This window comes from Kineosporiaceae bacterium SCSIO 59966 (genome assembly GCA_020881835.1).
GTDB lineage: Bacteria > Actinomycetota > Actinomycetes > Actinomycetales > SCSIO-59966 > SCSIO-59966.
The window spans coordinates 192,629-209,792 of sequence record CP052876.1 but is presented as its reverse complement, the minus strand read 5'-3'; the positions used below and the strand labels follow the sequence as shown (position 1 = coordinate 209,792).

15 protein-coding genes, 1 tRNA gene and 1 other RNA gene are annotated in these 17,164 nt (G+C 68.9%); 5 read left to right on the top strand and 12 right to left on the bottom strand.

Going from position 1 to position 17,164, the window contains the following annotated elements:
- Positions 1-6: 6 nt before the first annotated feature.
- Positions 7-2,022, bottom strand: coding sequence for a DNA polymerase III subunit gamma and tau (locus tag HJG43_01020; GenBank protein UER53375.1), 2,016 nt, complete (start codon positions 2,020-2,022; stop codon positions 7-9).
- 28 nt (positions 2,023-2,050) lie between these two features.
- Positions 2,051-2,147, bottom strand: an RNA gene (gene ffs, locus HJG43_01015) — signal recognition particle sRNA small type.
- 73 nt (positions 2,148-2,220) lie between these two features.
- On the opposite strand from ffs, the gene HJG43_01010 reads away from it, so the two are divergent.
- A tRNA-Ser gene (locus HJG43_01010) sits at positions 2,221-2,308 on the top strand.
- 71 nt (positions 2,309-2,379) lie between these two features.
- Here the strand turns inward: HJG43_01010 and HJG43_01005 are convergent.
- The 7 genes from HJG43_01005 to HJG43_00975 form a co-directional block, all read right to left on the bottom strand.
- Entirely contained in the window at positions 2,380-3,600 is a 1,221-nt protein-coding gene (locus HJG43_01005; protein ID UER53374.1) for an acyl-CoA dehydrogenase, read from the bottom strand.
- 196 nt (positions 3,601-3,796) lie between these two features.
- Complete coding sequence (locus HJG43_01000; GenBank protein UER53373.1) at positions 3,797-4,249, bottom strand: MaoC family dehydratase; 453 nt, start codon at positions 4,247-4,249, stop codon at positions 3,797-3,799.
- Between the two features lie 113 nt (positions 4,250-4,362).
- A complete protein-coding gene (locus tag HJG43_00995) occupies positions 4,363-5,058 on the bottom strand; it encodes an HAD family phosphatase (GenBank protein UER53372.1) in 696 nt (231 codons plus the stop codon).
- A gap of 54 nt (positions 5,059-5,112) precedes the next feature.
- Entirely contained in the window at positions 5,113-5,868 is a 756-nt protein-coding gene (locus HJG43_00990) for an SDR family oxidoreductase (protein ID UER53371.1), read from the bottom strand.
- A 364-nt stretch (positions 5,869-6,232) separates the two neighbouring features.
- Positions 6,233-7,417 (bottom strand): acyl-CoA dehydrogenase, encoded by a 1,185-nt coding sequence (locus HJG43_00985; protein UER53370.1) that lies wholly within the window; start codon positions 7,415-7,417, stop codon positions 6,233-6,235.
- A 17-nt stretch (positions 7,418-7,434) separates the two neighbouring features.
- A complete protein-coding gene (locus HJG43_00980) occupies positions 7,435-7,854 on the bottom strand; it encodes a Zn-ribbon domain-containing OB-fold protein (protein UER53369.1) in 420 nt (139 codons plus the stop codon).
- 26 nt (positions 7,855-7,880) lie between these two features.
- On the bottom strand, positions 7,881-8,639 hold the full coding sequence (locus tag HJG43_00975) for an enoyl-CoA hydratase/isomerase family protein (GenBank protein ID UER53368.1): 759 nt from the start codon (positions 8,637-8,639) through the stop codon (positions 7,881-7,883).
- 216 nt (positions 8,640-8,855) lie between these two features.
- On the opposite strand from HJG43_00975, the gene HJG43_00970 reads away from it, so the two are divergent.
- The 4 genes from HJG43_00970 (at position 8,856) to HJG43_00955 (ending at position 13,186) form a co-directional block, all read left to right on the top strand.
- A complete protein-coding gene (locus HJG43_00970; protein UER53367.1) occupies positions 8,856-9,803 on the top strand; it encodes an LLM class flavin-dependent oxidoreductase in 948 nt (315 codons plus the stop codon).
- Positions 9,782-10,687, top strand: a complete 906-nt coding sequence (locus HJG43_00965; protein ID UER53366.1) for a CoA transferase subunit A — start codon at positions 9,782-9,784, stop codon at positions 10,685-10,687. Before HJG43_00970 ends, HJG43_00965 begins: the two co-directional genes overlap by 22 nt.
- The gene (locus HJG43_00960) at positions 10,680-11,471 is read left to right on the top strand and encodes a 3-oxoadipate--succinyl-CoA transferase subunit B (protein ID UER53365.1); all 792 of its coding nucleotides are present in this window, start codon (positions 10,680-10,682) and stop codon (positions 11,469-11,471) included. The genes HJG43_00965 and HJG43_00960 overlap by 8 nt, the downstream gene beginning before the upstream one ends.
- A gap of 131 nt (positions 11,472-11,602) precedes the next feature.
- Entirely contained in the window at positions 11,603-13,186 is a 1,584-nt protein-coding gene (locus HJG43_00955) for an AMP-binding protein (protein ID UER53364.1), read from the top strand.
- Between the two features lie 114 nt (positions 13,187-13,300).
- Here the strand turns inward: HJG43_00955 and HJG43_00950 are convergent, their stop codons facing one another.
- The 3 genes from HJG43_00950 to HJG43_00940 all read right to left on the bottom strand — a co-directional run bounded on the left by HJG43_00950 (position 13,301) and on the right by HJG43_00940 (position 17,074).
- Positions 13,301-13,984 (bottom strand): hypothetical protein, encoded by a 684-nt coding sequence (locus HJG43_00950; protein ID UER53363.1) that lies wholly within the window; start codon positions 13,982-13,984, stop codon positions 13,301-13,303.
- Positions 13,962-15,371, bottom strand: coding sequence for an IS1380 family transposase (locus tag HJG43_00945; protein UER53362.1), 1,410 nt, complete (start codon positions 15,369-15,371; stop codon positions 13,962-13,964). Before HJG43_00945 ends, HJG43_00950 begins: the two co-directional genes overlap by 23 nt.
- 293 nt (positions 15,372-15,664) lie before the next feature.
- Positions 15,665-17,074 carry an IS1380 family transposase gene (locus tag HJG43_00940; GenBank protein UER53361.1) on the bottom strand — a complete coding sequence of 470 codons (1,410 nt, stop codon included), beginning with the start codon at positions 17,072-17,074 and terminating at the stop codon, positions 15,665-15,667.
- Between the last annotated feature and the right edge of the window lie 90 nt (positions 17,075-17,164).

Here is a 17,164-nt window from a genome sequence, read left to right as displayed (position 1 = left end):
ACAGGGTCAGGGACCCTCACGGACCTCGATGACGCGCCCGCCGAGGATCTGCTCGACCACTTGCGGCCCGGCGAGCCCGGAGTCCTCCGCGTCCTCGTCGTCACGGCTCCAGGTGTCGTCCTCGGGGGCCACCGGGACCTGGACCGCGGACGCCGGGCCGCCGGCCCCCTCTCCCGCGGGACGTCGTGGGGCCGGCTGGCCGGGGGGGCCGGGGTCGTCGTCCGGGGGGTCAGGTGGGGGGTCGCTGTCGGCCCCGGGACCCGACGGCGACGGGGACGTCGCCGGTGACAGCGACGTGGCCGCCGGGGACGCGGTCTCGGGGGACGTGGTTGTGGGTGGCGTGGTTGCGGGTGGCGTCGTCGCGGGAGACGCCTGGTCGAGCGGCACCGCCTCGACCCGGACGTCGAGCCCGAGGACGTCGATGAGGGCCTGCCGGACCAGCTCGGGGTGCGCTCCCCTGGCGAACATGGCGAGCGCCCCGGAGTTGGAGAACCCCAGCCGCAGGGTCTGCTCGTCCACGCTGAGCACCTGGGCGTACTGGCTGGTGGCACTCCACGTCGTCCGCTTGATCTCGCGGAGCCGGGAGAGCACGTCCGGCCACATCCGGCGGACCGCCTCGGCACCGGCGACCCCGGCGGACGCCGCAGCGGGCTGGGGCGCAGGTTCGGGCTGGTGCTCGGGCTCGGGCTCGGGCTCGGGCTCGGGCGCATGCTCGTCGGCGACGGGCTCGTGCGGGCGCTGCGTCTCCGGCGTCCGCTCAGGGGCGGGCTCGGGCTGGGGCGGTGCCTGCTGCGTGGTCGACTGCGTCGTCGGCTGCGTGGGCTGCGGCACGGACGGCTGGGCGTCGCTGGTCGGCAGCGAGACGTGCAGCCGGCGCTCCAACCGGTCGAGCCGGGCAGCGAGCCCCCGTTCGGTGCTCTCAGCGCCGGGCAGCAGGATCCGCGCGCAGAGCAGCTCGAGGTGCAGCCGCGGCGACGTGGCGCCGACCATCTCGGTCAGTGCTGTGTTCGCCAGGTCCGCCGCCCGGGACAGGGTGGCCGGGGCGAACCCGGCCGCCTGCTGCTGCATCCGGTCGAGCTGGTCCTCCGGCAGCGCCCGGAAGATCGAGCGCGCCCCGTCGCCGACGGCCTGCAGGACGATGAGGTCACGGAACCGCTCGAGGAGGTCCTCGACGAACCGGCGCGGGTCGTGGCCGGACTCGATGACGCGGTTCACCACCCGGAACACCGTGGCGCCGTCGCCGACCGCGAAGGCCCCGACGACGTCGTCCAGCAGCGCCGCGTGGGTGTACCCGAGCAGGGTCACCGCCGTCTCGTAGTCGACGCGGCCACCGGAGGCGCCGGCGACGAGCTGGTCGAGCACGGACAGCGAGTCCCGGACCGACCCGCCGCCGGCCCGGACGACGAGCGGCAGCACTCCCTTCCCGACCTCGACCTGCTCGGCCCGGCACACCTGCTCGAGGTGGTCGAGCAGCCGCTCCGGCGGCACGAGGTGGAACGGGTAGTGGTGGGTCCGGGACCGGATCGTGCCGATCACCTTGTCCGGCTCCGTGGTCGCGAAGACGAACTTCACGTGCTCCGGCGGCTCCTCGACGATCTTCAGCAGGGCGTTGAAGCCCTGCGTCGTGACCATGTGGGCCTCGTCGATGATGAAGATCTTGAACCGGTCGCGGGCCGGGGCGAACACGGCCCGCTCCCGCAGCTCCCGCGCGTCGTCCACGCCACCGTGGCTGGCGGCGTCGATCTCGACGACGTCCAGGCTGCCCGGGCCGCCGCGGGCGAGCTCGACGCACGAGTCGCACTGACCGCAGGGGGTGTCCGTCGGGCCCTGCGCGCAGTTGAGGCAGCGGGCGAGGATCCGCGCCGACGTCGTCTTGCCGCAGCCGCGGGGCCCGGAGAACAGGTAGGCGTGGTGAACCCGGTCGCTGCGCAGCGCCTGCATGAGCGGCACCGTGACGTGCTCCTGCCCGATGACCTCACCGAACGTCTCGGGCCGGTAGCGGCGGTACAGCGCGGTGGACACGGACCGACCCTAACCGCCACCGGGGACAGCAGAGGACCCCCCGCGCACCCGCCAGAGCCCGCCTGCCCTTGCTGCCTTCCGGCCCTGGGGGAGTTCAGCAGGATGACGCCGCACGAGGGGTCTGCCCGCCACTGTACCCGCCGTGGTCCGGCAGCCGCTCGGGACGGGTGGCCCCGGCGGCTCCGCTACCCTGTCCGCGGAGGATTCGCCTAGTGGCCTAGGGCGCACGCTTGGAAAGCGTGTTGGGCGCAAGCCCTCGGGGGTTCGAATCCCCCATCCTCCGCCAGCGTGACCGTGACTTCTCAACCGGTGCTCGGTGAGGGCCGTGCCCCCCGGTGGCGTCCGCGTCGCGGTGCTTCATTGCGCGAGCTGCCGCTTGATCTCCCGGGTGGCCAGCGACCTGATGTGGACCTCGTCCGGGCCGTCGGCGAATCGCAGCGTGCGGACGCTCGCGAACGACTTGGCGAGCGGGAAGTCCTGGGACAGGCCGGCGGCGCCATGGAGCTGGATGGCCTTGTCCAGGATCCAGCCGACGGTGCTCGGGGTGGCGATCTTGATCGCCTGGATCTCGGTGTGCGCCCCCTTGTTGCCGACAGTGTCCATCAACCAGGCGGTCTTGAGCACCAGCAGGCGCAGCTGCTCCACCTTGACCCGGGACTCCGCGATCCACTCCCGGATGACACCCTGCTCCGCCAGGGCCATACCGAATGCGTGCCGGTCGACCGCACGGCGGCACATCAGCTCGATGGCGCGCTCGGCGACGCCGATGGCACGCATGCAGTGGTGGATCCGGCCCGGGCCTAGCCGGGCCTGCGCCATCGCGAACCCAGCCCCCTCCTCACCGATCAGGTTCGATGCCGGGACGCGGACATCGTTGAGCTCGAGCTCGGCGTGTCCGCCGTGGTCGTGGTCGTCGTAGCCAAAGACCTCCATGCCACGCTTCACGATCAAGCCGGGGGTGTCCCTTGGCACCAGAACCATGGACTGCTGCCGGTGACGCTCGGCGGTGGGATCGGTCTTCCCCATGACGATGAATATCTGGCAGTCAGGGTTCATCGCGCCGGTGATCCACCACTTTCGACCGTTGATGACGTAGTCGTCACCGTCCCGGACGATGCTCGTGCTGATGTTGGTGGCGTCGGAGGAGGCCACATCGGGCTCGGTCATCGCGAAGGCGGAACGGATCTCGCCCTGACGCAGCGGTTCGAGCCAGGTCTTCTTCTGGTCGTCGTCAGCGAACATGGTGAGAACCTCCATGTTGCCGGTGTCGGGGGCAGCGCAGTTGAAGGCCGCCGGAGCGAGGGCACCGCTGCGCCCCATGATCTCGGCCAACGGTGCGTACTGGAGGTTGGTGAGGCCGGCGCCGTGCTCACCGGGAAGGAAGAGGTTCCACAGCCCGCGCTTCCTCGCCTCGGTGCGGATCTTCTGCAGGACCGGCGTCTGGGTCCACGCCCACCGGTCGTCGAGCTGCTCGAGCTGATCGTAGAACACCCGCTCGTTGGGGTATATGTGCTCGTCCATGAACGAGAGCAGCTCGTCACGCAGCTCCTCGGTCCGGGAGTCGAAGGCGAAGTCCATCTCAGTGCTCCTTGAATGAGTTGATGCCTGCTGCGGTCAACTGCTCGACGGCGTCCAAACCCGCGCCGTCAGCCCCCGGGCGTGGCAGTGCCGCATGCCCTTCGGACGCCGGCGAACTTGACCGCGACGCTGGGGGCGAGAGGGCATACGGCGGTCGAGGTGAGACCCGGGCAGCTGCTGTCGCGCCGTCAGCATGTCAGGGCACCAGGACGGCGACGATCTCCGCGGCGCAGGCCGGCTTGCCGGAGCCCTCGCGCTCGATGGTCACCCGGACGGTCGAGTGGACGCCGGCAGGGCCGGGCACGAGGGACAGCAGCTCGGCTCCTGCGCGGACACGGGAGCCCACCGGCACCGGCGAGGGAAACCGGACCTTGTTGCAGCCGTAGTTCACGCTCATCGTCAGGCCCTCGACGGTGTAGATCTCCGAGATGAGCATCGGCACCATCGACAGGGTCAGGTACCCGTGCGCGATCGTGGCGCCGAACGGCCCCTGCGCCGCTCGGTCGGGATCCACGTGGATCCACTGATGGTCCCCCGTGGCGTCGGCGAACCGGTCGATCTGCTCCTGGGTGATCGTGTGCCAGTCGCTGTACCCGAGGTGCGTGCCAACTACCTTCTCGAACTCGTCGATCCCGTTGAAGGTCTTCATGGTGTCCTCCTCCTTCGCTGCAGCAGTCCCATCCGACACCTCGGCACCCGTACAACCCGCGGCCGCGGTGGGGGCGGCTGGCTTTGGCTGGTCACGGTGTCTCAGATCTGAGGTCATCGCGCGGACGGGTCCGGTGCGGGTCGGGTCGGCCGGGCCGGCGAGGTCGGTGAGAGGCCCGGCAGCAGTCGGGCAAGCCGCGCGCGCGTGCTGGCTGCGTCGGTGTGGAGCATCGCCTGCAGCCCGGCCGCCCGTGCCCCTTCGACGTTGGGCTCAGCGTCGTCGAGCATCAGGACCCGCTCTGGCGGCAGGCGTAGACGCTCGACGGTCAGCCGGAAGATCGCGGCGTGCGGCTTCCGCAGCCCGACCTCGGAGGAGATCACCAGCGGGTCGAACAACTCGTCGATCCGCGGTCGCGGGTAGGTGCTGCCCCAGCTGTTCGACAGCATCGCGACCCGGATGCCAGCGTCCCGGAGCTCGTCGACGAGCCGGTAGACCTCCTCGTCTGGACGAAGGTCGGCGAAGAGTCGGCCGAGCACCCCCACCGGGTCGACGGGACGACCGTCGTAGCGCACCAGCTCGGCGGCCAGCAACCGGTCGAACTCCTCGACGCCCATCTCGCCAGTCTCGAGCCGGTGGATCGGCGTACCGTCCGGAGCGCTACGAGACAGCCAGGCCCTGAGCGCGCCGGAGAACGAGGCCGGGTCGATCTCCTCTCTAGCCAGCCAGCTGGTGATGGATTGGCCCACCGGAGTGGTCAGCACGCCGCCGTAGTCGAAGACGACGGCATCGATGTCGCGCGGCCGGCTCACCCGACAACTCCCAGCACGGCCGTGACGACGACACCTGCGCCCTGGACGCCCACCTCAGATCCCGCCGATGAGGGTGACGCCGCCGTCGACGGTCACGATCTGCCCGGTCATCCACGCCGCGTCGTCGGAAAGGAGGAAGGCGACGACGCTGCCGACGTCCTCGGGCACGCCGAGCCGCCTCAGCGGATAGACCGATGCGACTGCCTCCTCCTTGCCCTCGTAGAGGGCGGTGGCGAATCTGGTCTTCACGACCGCCGGTGCGACCGCGTTGACCCGGATGCTGGGTCCAAGCTCCAACGCGAGTCCTCGGGTGAGGTGGTTGAGCATCGCCTTGCTGGCGCCGTAGAAGCCGATCCCGGCCGCCGGTTGCAGGCCCGCGACCGAGCCCACGTTGACGATGGAGCCGCCGTACCGCGCCATCCAGGCCTTGTGGGCCTGCTGCACCCACGACAGCGCGGCGAGGCAGTTCACCTCCACGATCTTGCGTGCGGCGCCGAGATCGAGCTCCACCAGCGGCCCGTAGACCGGGTTGATCCCCGTGTTGTTGACCAGCATGTCGAGTCTGCCGAACGTGTCCAGGGTGCGCTGGATCGTCTCACCCTGGTGGTCGGTGTCGTCCGCCTTCCCGGCGACGGCGAGAGCGACGTCCGGACCACCGAGCGCCTCCACGGCTTCGTCCAGCGGCTGCTGCCTCCGCGCGGTGATCACGGCCTTCGCGCCCTCGGCGATCAGGCGCTCCACGATCGCAAGGCCGATGCCCCGGCTCGCGGCGGTGACGATCGCGACCTTGCCCTCGAACCTGTTCGACACGGACGAGCCTCCTCCTGTTGCGGTGTCGGGCAGCGCGGAAGGCTCTCACCCTCGACCCCATGGTCATTCCCTTGCCGCCGCCGACGCACGTCCCCCAGCCCCTACCCGCCTGTCACGGCCCGTCAGCGCTGACCGGCGGCTGACGGTCGGACGCCCGTCACAAGGAACCAGATCGCCCCCGCCGCGTCGTCGCCGCCGTTGACCTTGAACGTGAGGAGGGCGGGCTGGCGCCCAGCTCACGAGCGGACGGCACCGGCCGCACCGCCAACGACGCGCCGACCTCCAACAGCTCGGCACACGAGTCCTCCACGACGACGCACTACCTGCGCCGCCGCAGCCACTTCACTGCCCACAGGAGGAGGTGTCATCCCCACATGCCGGCGGACACTCCCCACCGGGGGGACCGGCGCAGCTGTTGAGCGATGATCTTGCGCTGCACCTGGCTGGTGCCCCCGCCGATCATGAACAGGCGGGCGTCGCGGTAGAGACGTTCGACCTCGTACTCGCGACAGTACCCATAACCGCCGTGGATCTGGACGGCATGGCTGGTCACCTCGTTGGCCAACCGGCCGGCGACGAGCTTGCTGATCGAGCCTTCGGCGACCGATGGCCTGCCCGCGTCTGACAGCGCGGCAGCGTGCCGGTACAGGAGCCGACACTCCAGCAGCGCGGCCGCCATGTCGGCCAGCATCTCAGCGACAGGAGCCAGGTCGGCGATCGGACCACCGAACGCGGTCCGTTGGAGGGCGTAGGCCTGGGAGAGCTCCAGCGCACGCTGTGCCATGCCGGCAGTCATGGCAGGAATGGCGAGCCGCTCGTAGTCGAGCACGTCCATCGCCACCTGCCAGCCCTCGCCGACCTCCCCCAACCGGTCGGTGTCCTCGACCCGGACGTCGTCGAAGACCAGCTCGCAGGTCGGGGACGACCGCAGTCCCATCTTTTCCAGCACGCCAGTGACGCTGATGCCTGGCGCGTCCATCGGGATCACGAATGTCGTCAGCGTCTCCTTGATGCCAGGTCCCCCGGTGCGACACAGCAGGAGCACCGCGTCAGCGATGGTGGCGTTGGTGATGAACATCTTGGTCCCGTTGATCCGCCAACCGTCGCCATCGCGGACCGCCTTGGTGGTGATATTGGCGACGTCGGAACCAGTGTCCGGTTCGGTGACGGCCCACGACGTGATGGTCTCCCCGGCCGCGATCCCGGGCAGCCACCGAGACTTCTGCTCGTCGGTGCCGAAGGACATCAGCGCCCGGGCCGTCAGGTAGGTCGGCATGGTGGACATGGCGAGACCGGCGTTGTGGTAGGCGAGGGCGTCGACCGCTTCGTGCAGGGCCACACTGCTCGGCCCGGTGCCGCCGTACTCCGGGGAGATCACCGTTCCGTACAGTCCAATCCTGCCGACCTCCAGCAACAACGACCTGATGAGGTCCATGTCCTGCGGGTGGGCGTCGAGCCCACCGTTGCGGGGTATCACCTTGTCGCGGCCGAACTTGTGGATCACGGCGGCCCAGTCGGAGGTGACCTCGTGATTGGTGTGGGTCGACATGGTGCGTCTCCTCGGTTCTAGCTGTCCTGCGGCGCGAAGCGCAGCTCTGTCCACGACTCATGGTCGACGTACCTTGCCCCGACTCGCATACCGATGCTGACGGACTCCGGCGGGGCCTCGATGCGGGCGGCGACCCGGGGCCCCTCCTCCAGGTCGACGACCGCGATCGCGAAGGGCAGGTCGGCCTCGAAAGCGGGATGGAACGTGCGGTGGAGGACGATGAAGGAGTAGACCGTTCCTACCCCGGACAGCACCGTCTCCTCTCCGCCCGGCTCCCCGCAGTAGGGGCAGGCGTCAAGGGGAGGGAAACGCACCTTCCCGCACTGGCTGCACCGGGGCAGCCGTACCTCGTGTTCGGCGAGACCGCGCCAGTACCCGGCGCTGTCGGGGTCAATCTGGGGAGCGGGCGGTTCGACAGAGACGACCGGGGTCGACACGGATCCTCCTGGATGATCGAGTGAGCTCAGCGTCCCGTGAACCGGGGCGTGCGCTTGGATGAGAACGCGTCCAGCCCCTCGGGGGCGTCGGAGCTGGTCAGGCAGTAACGAGCGGTGACCTCCCGCTCCAGCCGCATGCCGCTGGGCACGCCCGTGCCCTCCCAGAGTCCGGAGTTGAGCACCTGCTTGGCGTTTCGCACGGCCAGCGGCGACTTCGCCGCCACTTGCTCGGCGAAGCGAACGCCAGCCGGCACGAGGTCGTCATCCTCGACGACCTGCGACACCAGACCCCACTCCAACGCCTCCTGGGGCTTGAGCATCCGGCCTGTGAAGATCAGCTCCCGCGCCCGCGCGGGGCCGACCGCCCGAGGCAGCAGGGTGAGGACACCCCCGCCGCCCATCTGGCCGAACGGTAGGTGGGCGTCGCCGATGCGCGCCGAGGCCGAGGCGATCGCCAGATCGCAGGACAGCACCAGCTCGATGCCCCCGGCCACTGCGATGCCGTTGACCAAGGCAATGTACGGTTTGGGGTACTGGCTGACTGCGGAGAATGTCTCGTGAATGTCAGCGAGGAACTCGGGGAAGCCTTGGGCGTCACGCTGCAGTTGCTGGTACTTCTTCATGTCGCCCCCCGCGCTGAATGCGCGGCCGGCGCCCGTGACCGCGACGACGCGCACCGCCTCATCGTGCCCGAGCTCGTCGAAAACGGCGCTGAGGTGCTTCACGGTGTCCCAGTCGAGCGGGTTCATCTCGTCGGGCCGGTTGAGGGTGACGAGGGCCATCACACCTGGTCCCGCAGTGAGGTCGATCCGCTCGACGAGCACTGAGGACGTGCGGGACGGTTCCGCCTGCGTTGCTGTCACTGGTAGCTCCTTGACCCTGGTGCCTCGATCGTCGAAGTTCTTCTGCCCGCTCTGGCGCGGCCGGCCTGCTGCCCGCTAGAGTCTCAACCATCCGGTCGAATGTCAACCCCCTGGTCGTGAACGGGAAGGAGTGCCCGCGTGACGCATCCGCTGCGCTTCGGCGTGGGGCTCAACAACTTTGGGTCGCCGCTTCGCACGGCGCGCGACGTGGTCGACTCCGCCGTGCTGGCCGAGGAGCTGGGCTACTCATCAGTGTGGTTCGGAGACCACCTGAGTTTTCACGTGCCGCTGTACGAGTGCCTGTCGATGATGGCGGCCACGGCGGCCGTCACCCGGCGCGTGTCCATCGCCTCGGGGGTGCTGCTCGGCGTCCTCCGACATCCAGCATGGGTGGCCAAGTCCGTTGCCACCATCGATGCACTCAGCGAGGGACGGGTCCTCCTGGCTCTCGGTGTGGGGGGAGAGAACCCCGCAGAGTTCGAGTTGGCAGGCGTGCCGATGAGAGACCGGGGCCGGCGGACCACCGAGCTGATGGGCACGCTCCGCGAGATGTGGCGCGCTGACAACCCGCACGGCCTCCTGCCACCTCCGGTGCAGACCCGCATCCCGCTGTGGCACGGGGGACGAGCAGATGGCGCCCTGGCGCGCACCGCTCGGTACGGCGACGGCTGGCTTGGCGCCTTCGTGACACCAGCGCGCTATGCCGAACGGTGGTCGAGGCTCCTTGCCATGGCCAGAGAGGTTGGCCGTGAACCGGAGGAGCTGACACCCGGCCTGCACGTCTACATCCGGGTGGACGACGACGCCGACCGTGCGTGGCGCGAGGCGAGCACCTTCATCGGAGAGGTGTACGCCATGGACCCGCAGCCGATGCGCAGGTACTGCGTGGCCGGAGGCGTCGACCACTGTGCTGACGAGATCACGGAATTCGTCAAGGCCGGCGTCACCGACGTGATCTGCCGGATCGCGGGGACCGACCTCGAGGACCAGATGGCCCGGGTCGTGGACGTGGCCACTGAAGTGCGTAGACGGTTCGAGACCGCTCAGAGCAGCGAGGAGACGCCATGGGCAGACGCAGCAAGCTGATCGACGTACCGACCGCCGCAGCACTCGTGTCCGACGGCGACCTCGTCGCCATTGGTGGCATCCACGCGCACGCGGCACCCATGCCCATCATTCGTGAACTCGCCCGTGCCGGACGACGCAACCTGCGGTTGCTGCCGAACGTGTCGGCCGGGCTCCCCGTCGAGGTCCTCGTCGCTGCCGGGGCCGTCGCGGAGGTCTACACGGCGTATGTGGGCATGGAGGATCTCGGTCTGGCGCCGGCGTTCCGCGCCGCCGCGGAGAAGGGCGAGATCGTCGTGCACGACGTCGACGAACCCTTCACCATCTACGGGCTCAAGGCGGCCGCTGCGAATCTCCCCTTCATGCCGCTGCCACGCGGCCACGAAGCGACCAGTACCCGTGCCCTGTCGGCGGACCTGTTCCGCACGGTGGTGGATCCGTACTCCGGCCGGGAGCACGTCGCGATCCCCGCCATGCGCCCCGACGTCGGCATCGTGCACGCACCCCGCTGCGACCGCTTCGGCAACGTCTTTCTGGACGGGCCCGTCTACCAGGACGACCTGATCCTCCGGGCATCGAGGACCGCGATCGTGGTCACAGACGAAATCGTTCCTGACGGCTACGCCGCGGCTGGCCGGCACAAGGAGGTCACCGTACCGAGCTTCATGGTCTCCGCCGTCGTCGCGCTCCCCTTTGCCGCACACCCGACGTCGTCGGCAGGTCACTACGGACGCGACGAGCTGACCTTGGAGGAGTACATGCGCTCCCCCGACGACTGGATGGCCACGTACGTACAGGGGCCACGCGACCACCACGACTACTTGGAACGGGTAGGGGTCAAGCGTCTCCTCGGCACCCTTCGCGTCGACCCCGCGTCCACCCCGGAGGGGACACGGCATGACTGAGACGTTCACCACCGGTGAGCTGATGGCGGTCACACTGGCGCGGGGCTTGCGGAACGGGGAGTGGGGTGCCTGCGGGGCGAACTCGCAGATTCCGATGGCAGCCTTCCAGCTCGCCCGCCTGATGCACGCCCCGGACCTCAACTGGCTCAGCGGTGGCGGCGGTGCGATCAACTCGACGGCACGACTGGTGAAGTCGACCGCTGACCCGGTGACGCTGGACAGTGCGGAACACGCGTTCCGCCTCGAAGACATCGTTGACTTTGAGCTCGGCGGTTGGCGCAAGGCGCCAACCGTGGGGATCTTCGGCGGCATGCAGGTTGACCGTCGCGGAAACGTGAACATGGTCGGCATCGGGCGTGACTACCCCACGTTGCAGGTACGGGGCCCGGGCACCGTCGGGCTGGTCTTCGCCGCCTACTTCAGCCGGACGATGATCTTCTTGCAGCGCCACGACCGGCGGATCCTCGTCGAGGAAGCCGACTATGTCAGCGCACCAGGACGCACAGCGGCACGGCGCGAGTTCTGCGACCCGCACTCGGACGGGCCACAGCTCGTCGTAACTCCCCTGGCTGTCCTGGACTTCGGTGATGACGACACCCTGCGCCTGAAGTCGGTGCACCCCGGGCGCACCGCCGATGAAGTGCGGGAGCGCACCGGGTTCGACTTGCCGTCGTCGAACAGCGCCGAGGTGCCCTTCACACCGGCGCCCACAGGTGAGGAGCTCACGGTGCTCCGCGAGCGCGTGGATCCGAGCGGCGTGCTGAGACGTTTGCGTCTGGACTGAGCTGATGACACGCCGATGCCGGCTGCACCGTGGGTCAGATGCATCTGTGACGAACGCCGTGCTTCGTCATGGATGACAACGGAAGTTGCAGCACCAGATAGCCTTTTATACGCGTGAGGGAGTGATCGGGAATGTCTTTCTTTGAGAGGTTCGTCCGTCCGGCACTGCTGGAGTTCAGCGATTGGCCGGCGCTCGTGCACAATGGACGGGTCCAGACCTATGCGGAGTTGAACCGATCGTTCAACCGCGTGGGCAACGCCCTTCGAACGTTGGGCCTCGGCCTCGGTGATCACTCGGCGATCTTGCAGCACAACTCTGATCGTTGGCTGGAGTGCGAGGGTGGTCAGGGCAAGTTCGGCATCACCACGGTCCCACTCAACACCCGTCTTTCGCCCCAGGAAGTGGCGTGGCACCTGAACGACAGTGAGTCGCGTGCCGTCATCTTCAGGCCGAGGCAGGCGATGCTCCTGGAGTCCGTCCGCGACCAGCTGACGACCTGCACGCACCTGCTGTGCATCCCGGAGGAGGGTGAGGACGTCCCGGACTGGGCGGTGGACTTCGACGAGCTGCTCGACGCCGCGAGCGACGCAGAGCCCGACACGATCGTCCCACCAGAGACCCTGTACCGGCTCATGTACACCTCGGCCACGACCGGAAAGCCCAAGGGCGTACCGGTCACCCACAGTCATTTCTCACTCCACACGGCGACAACACTGGTCAACCAGCTGGCCGGAGTATCCGAGCAGGACCGCTACCTGCCGGTGACACCCTTCACGCACATGGCCATAGGGTTCGTGTGGCCGTTCCTCTCCCGAGGTGGCACCGTCGTGTGCACCGAAGGATGGAACCCTGCGGAGTTCCTCGAGCTGTGCGCTGAGAACGAGGTCACCTACAGCCTTCTGGCGCCCACCGTCATCATCAGCCTGCTGCGGCATCTCGAGGACCATCCCGAAGCGGTCAGCACGTGGCAGAGGGCTCCCATCAAGGCGGTGTGGTATGCAGCGTCGCCGATTCCGGTAGAGATCGCCAAGCGCGCGGAGGCAACGCTCGGTAACGTACTCAACCAGATGTACGGCCTCACCGAGCTCCTGGGGAACGGGACCTCGATGACGTGCACGCAGCTCACCGCGGAGTGGCACTCGCGCAAGCCGGGAACGTGTGGCCGGGCGCAACGCAACAACGTCGTGCGCGTCGTCGACGACCAAGGGACCCCCCTGCCCGCGGGACAGCTCGGCGAGGTGGTCGTGCTGGCCGAACAGCCTTCCGGTTACTGGAGGCAGCCGGAACAGACCAGCGAGACGATCATCGACGGTTGGTTCCACACAGGCGACGTCGGCCACTTCGATGAGGACGGGTTCCTCACGATCACCGACCGCAAGAAGGATATGATCATCTCGGGCGGGTTGAACGTGTACCCCACCGAGGTCGAGAACATCATGTACCAGCACAGCGGCGTCGAGCAGTGCGCTGTGATCGGCGTAGCAGACGACTACTGGGTGGAGGTGCCCTGCGCAATTGTCGTCCGCAAGCCAGGGGCCACGTGCGACGAGGCAGAGCTCATCGAGTTCGTGCGTGAACGTCTTGCTCACTTCAAGGCACCCAAGTCGGTTGTCTTCGTAGACGAGCTGCCGGTGAGCGCGGCCGGCAAGGTGCTCAAGCGTGAGCTACGCCAGCGCTATGGAGACGTGCGAGCTGGCTCAAGCTCGCGCCCGTGAGGCACGAGGCGTGTGACGCCATCAGGGTCGGTCGGGCACCTGCACACCTGCCCGGTCATGGCACAGGGTCCGCAGCGGCTTCTCGCTGCGGACCCTGTGCACGGTGCAGTTCTCTTACACCTTGAGACCCAGGCTCCGACCGATCAGCATCTGCTGCACCTCGGACGCGCCCTCGCCGATCGTCATCACCCGGGCGTCTGCGTAGAGCCGAGTCACCGCCGTCTCCTGCATGAACCCCGCTCCACCGTGCAACTGGGTCGCGTCGTATGCCACCTTGTTGCAGATCTCGGACGCAACCAGCTTGCACATCGCGGCCTCTTGATCGTAAGGGTGGCCGTGATCCATCTTCCAGCAGGCGTCGTAGGTCATCGCTCGAGCCGTGGCGGTGGCTGCAGCCATCCGGGCGACCTTGAAGCCGACCGCCTGATGATCGCCGAGCCGCTTGTTGAACGACTCGCGTGTCTGCACGAAATCCAGGGTCGCATCAAGGCAGCCCTGAGCTATGCCCACCGAGGCCGAAGCGATCGGGAGGCGCGCCCAGGTCAGGAACCCAAGAGCCTCACGGTACCCGCGGCCCACCTCGCCCAGGAGGGCGTCCGGCCCTAGCCCGGATCTTTCATCCCACCGGTGTTGATCATGGCGCTGCGGGTCGTGACCGCGGCGTGGGGTGATTCTGGCAGGAGGGTGTGACAGCGCCCCGAGTGTCGTCTCGGGTGGTCGCCGGTTCCACTGGCCGGTGGGGTCCTTGGGTTTGTCGGGACGGGTGGGCCGGCGCTCACCCGGGGGCGGCGAGGGCACGGAGTTGGCGGACGCCGTCGTCGACGAGGTGTCCCCAGGGCGCGGTCGTCTTGACGTGCAGGACGACCCGGCGGCCGGTGCGTGCCAGGGTGGCCGGGACGGTGAACAACCGCAGTCGTAGCCGTTTGGGCTCCCAGCGCCGGGCGTCGTGCCCGGTGAGAGCCAGCATCTGCATCCACGCGGTGAGCTCCGCGGCGAGAGCGACGATGGCGCACCAGATCTGGTTCTGCGCGAAGTCGTGCAGCGGCAGGTTCGCCAGACCGGTGTCCTTGGCGCAGCGGATGCGGTCCTCGGCGCGAGCCCGGCGGCGGTGCCGCAGTTCCAGGTCGGCCAGCTGGGTGCCCAGGCCGCCGGGGCCGGTGTTGGTGGCGAACGCGGTGACCCGGTGCCCGTCGACGTCGGTGATGCGCAGCTGCGCGCCGGGGTGCGGGCGTTCTTTGCGGATGATGACCCGCATGCCTTTCGGCCACGTCGACAGATCCAGGAGGTGGGTGACCTCGGTGACCCAGGCTCCCTCGCGGACGTCACCGTCGCCGTCGTAGGCGGGGGTCCACGCCTGCTTCGGAATCAGCTTCAAAGTCGGCTCGAAGTCGGCCGGCAGGGTGAACCCGACCGAGTACGACAAGCGTTGGGACACGACCCAGTTCAGGAACTCGTGGGTGGCCCCGGCGGCGTCGGTGCGGATCAGCACCTTGCGCCCGGCCCGGGTGCCCTTGTGGTGGGACGGCAGCTGCCGCAACGCCTCGCGGGTGACGGTGATGTGGTCGGCGGCGGTGTTCGAACCGGCGTTCCCGGGCCGCAGCAGCACCGACAGCGGCTCCCCGGTCCCGTCGGCCCCATGGTCGACGAACGAGCACAACGGGTGGAAGCCGTATCCCCGTTTGAAGGTCGGCGCGGCGGACTCCTTCTCGCTGTGCGAGGTCACCAGCGTGGCGTCCAAGTCGATGACCAGCGGCCGGTCCCTGCTGGTGCCGGCGTCCGGAGCATGCCTGCCGGCCAGCCGCCACGCCGTCGTGCGCGCGACCTGCCGCGCCGCATTGATCGCCTTCAGTGCTGCGGGGGCGTCCTGGGCCAGCGCGCTGATCGTCCGTGACACCGTCGGGTCCGACGCGACCGGGCCGTACACCTCAGGTGCGGCGCGCAGCACCGCGACGTCGGCCAGGCAGTCCCCGCCGAGCACCAGGCTGACCGCCAGGTCCAGTACCACCTTGGCCGGATCGTGGATCGCCAGCGGCTTGCGCCACGGCGCCAGCGCCTGCGACAGCGCCGCATCCAGCCCGGTCGTGGCGACCGTCTCGGTGATCACCGTTCCGCCGCCGTGGCCGACCCCACCGGTACCGGTCGTGTCGACGTGGAGACGCGGATAGAACCGGCTACGCTGCTTCACCTGAAAGGTGCTCCTCGATCTGGAACGCGTGGACCTTCGACAAGCCACATCATCCCAGGTCAGGAGCACTTTTCATGTGATGAACGCGCCGTCAGGCCGGACCGCGACGAAAGCGCCGGGCTAGCCCGGATCTTTCATCCCACCGGTGTTGATCATGGCGCTGCGGGTCGTGACCGCGGCGTGGGGTGATTCTGGCAGGAGGGTGTGACAGCGCCCCGAGTGTCGTCTCGGGTGGTCGCCGGTTCCACTGGCCGGTGGGGTCCTTGGGTTTGTCGGGACGGGTGGGCCGGCGCTCACCCGGGGGCGGCGAGGGCACGGAGTTGGCGGACGCCGTCGTCGACGAGGTGTCCCCAGGGCGCGGTCGTCTTGACGTGCAGGACGACCCGGCGGCCGGTGCGTGCCAGGGTGGCCGGGACGGTGAACAACCGCAGTCGTAGCCGTTTGGGCTCCCAGCGCCGGGCGTCGTGCCCGGTGAGAGCCAGCATCTGCATCCACGCGGTGAGCTCCGCGGCGAGAGCGACGATGGCGCACCAGATCTGGTTCTGCGCGAAGTCGTGCAGCGGCAGGTTCGCCAGACCGGTGTCCTTGGCGCAGCGGATGCGGTCCTCGGCGCGAGCCCGGCGGCGGTGCCGCAGTTCCAGGTCGGCCAGCTGGGTGCCCAGGCCGCCGGGGCCGGTGTTGGTGGCGAACGCGGTGACCCGGTGCCCGTCGACGTCGGTGATGCGCAGCTGCGCGCCGGGGTGCGGGCGTTCTTTGCGGATGATGACCCGCATGCCTTTCGGCCACGTCGACAGATCCAGGAGGTGGGTGACCTCGGTGACCCAGGCTCCCTCGCGGACGTCACCGTCGCCGTCGTAGGCGGGGGTCCACGCCTGCTTCGGAATCAGCTTCAAAGTCGGCTCGAAGTCGGCCGGCAGGGTGAACCCGACCGAGTACGACAAGCGTTGGGACACGACCCAGTTCAGGAACTCGTGGGTGGCCCCGGCGGCGTCGGTGCGGATCAGCACCTTGCGCCCGGCCCGGGTGCCCTTGTGGTGGGACGGCAGCTGCCGCAACGCCTCGCGGGTGACGGTGATGTGGTCGGCGGCGGTGTTCGAACCGGCGTTCCCGGGCCGCAGCAGCACCGACAGCGGCTCCCCGGTCCCGTCGGCCCCATGGTCGACGAACGAGCACAACGGGTGGAAGCCGTATCCCCGTTTGAAGGTCGGCGCGGCGGACTCCTTCTCGCTGTGCGAGGTCACCAGCGTGGCGTCCAAGTCGATGACCAGCGGCCGGTCCCTGCTGGTGCCGGCGTCCGGAGCATGCCTGCCGGCCAGCCGCCACGCCGTCGTGCGCGCGACCTGCCGCGCCGCATTGATCGCCTTCAGTGCTGCGGGGGCGTCCTGGGCCAGCGCGCTGATCGTCCGTGACACCGTCGGGTCCGACGCGACCGGGCCGTACACCTCAGGTGCGGCGCGCAGCACCGCGACGTCGGCCAGGCAGTCCCCGCCGAGCACCAGGCTGACCGCCAGGTCCAGTACCACCTTGGCCGGATCGTGGATCGCCAGCGGCTTGCGCCACGGCGCCAGCGCCTGCGACAGCGCCGCATCCAGCCCGGTCGTGGCGACCGTCTCGGTGATCACCGTTCCGCCGCCGTGGCCGACCCCACCGGTACCGGTCGTGTCGACGTGGAGACGCGGATAGAACCGGCTACGCTGCTTCACCTGAAAGGTGCTCCTCGATCTGGAACGCGTGGACCTTCGACAAGCCACATCATCCCAGGTCAGGAGCACTTTTCATGTGATGAACGCGCC

Bases quoted from the DNA above. Each gene is read 5' to 3' on its own strand.
- HJG43_00985 (UER53370.1), bottom strand. From the start codon at position 7,417: ATGTCGACCCACACCAATCACGAGGTCACCTCCGACTGGGCCGCCGTG.
- HJG43_01000 (UER53373.1), bottom strand. From the start codon at position 4,249: ATGAAGACCTTCAACGGGATCGACGAGTTCGAGAAGGTAGTTGGCACG.
- HJG43_00965 (UER53366.1), top strand. From the start codon at position 9,782: ATGGGCAGACGCAGCAAGCTGATCGACGTACCGACCGCCGCAGCACTC.
- HJG43_00960 (UER53365.1), top strand. From the start codon at position 10,680: ATGACTGAGACGTTCACCACCGGTGAGCTGATGGCGGTCACACTGGCG.
- HJG43_00955 (UER53364.1), top strand. From the start codon at position 11,603: ATGTCTTTCTTTGAGAGGTTCGTCCGTCCGGCACTGCTGGAGTTCAGC.
- HJG43_01005 (UER53374.1), bottom strand. From the start codon at position 3,600: ATGGACTTCGCCTTCGACTCCCGGACCGAGGAGCTGCGTGACGAGCTG.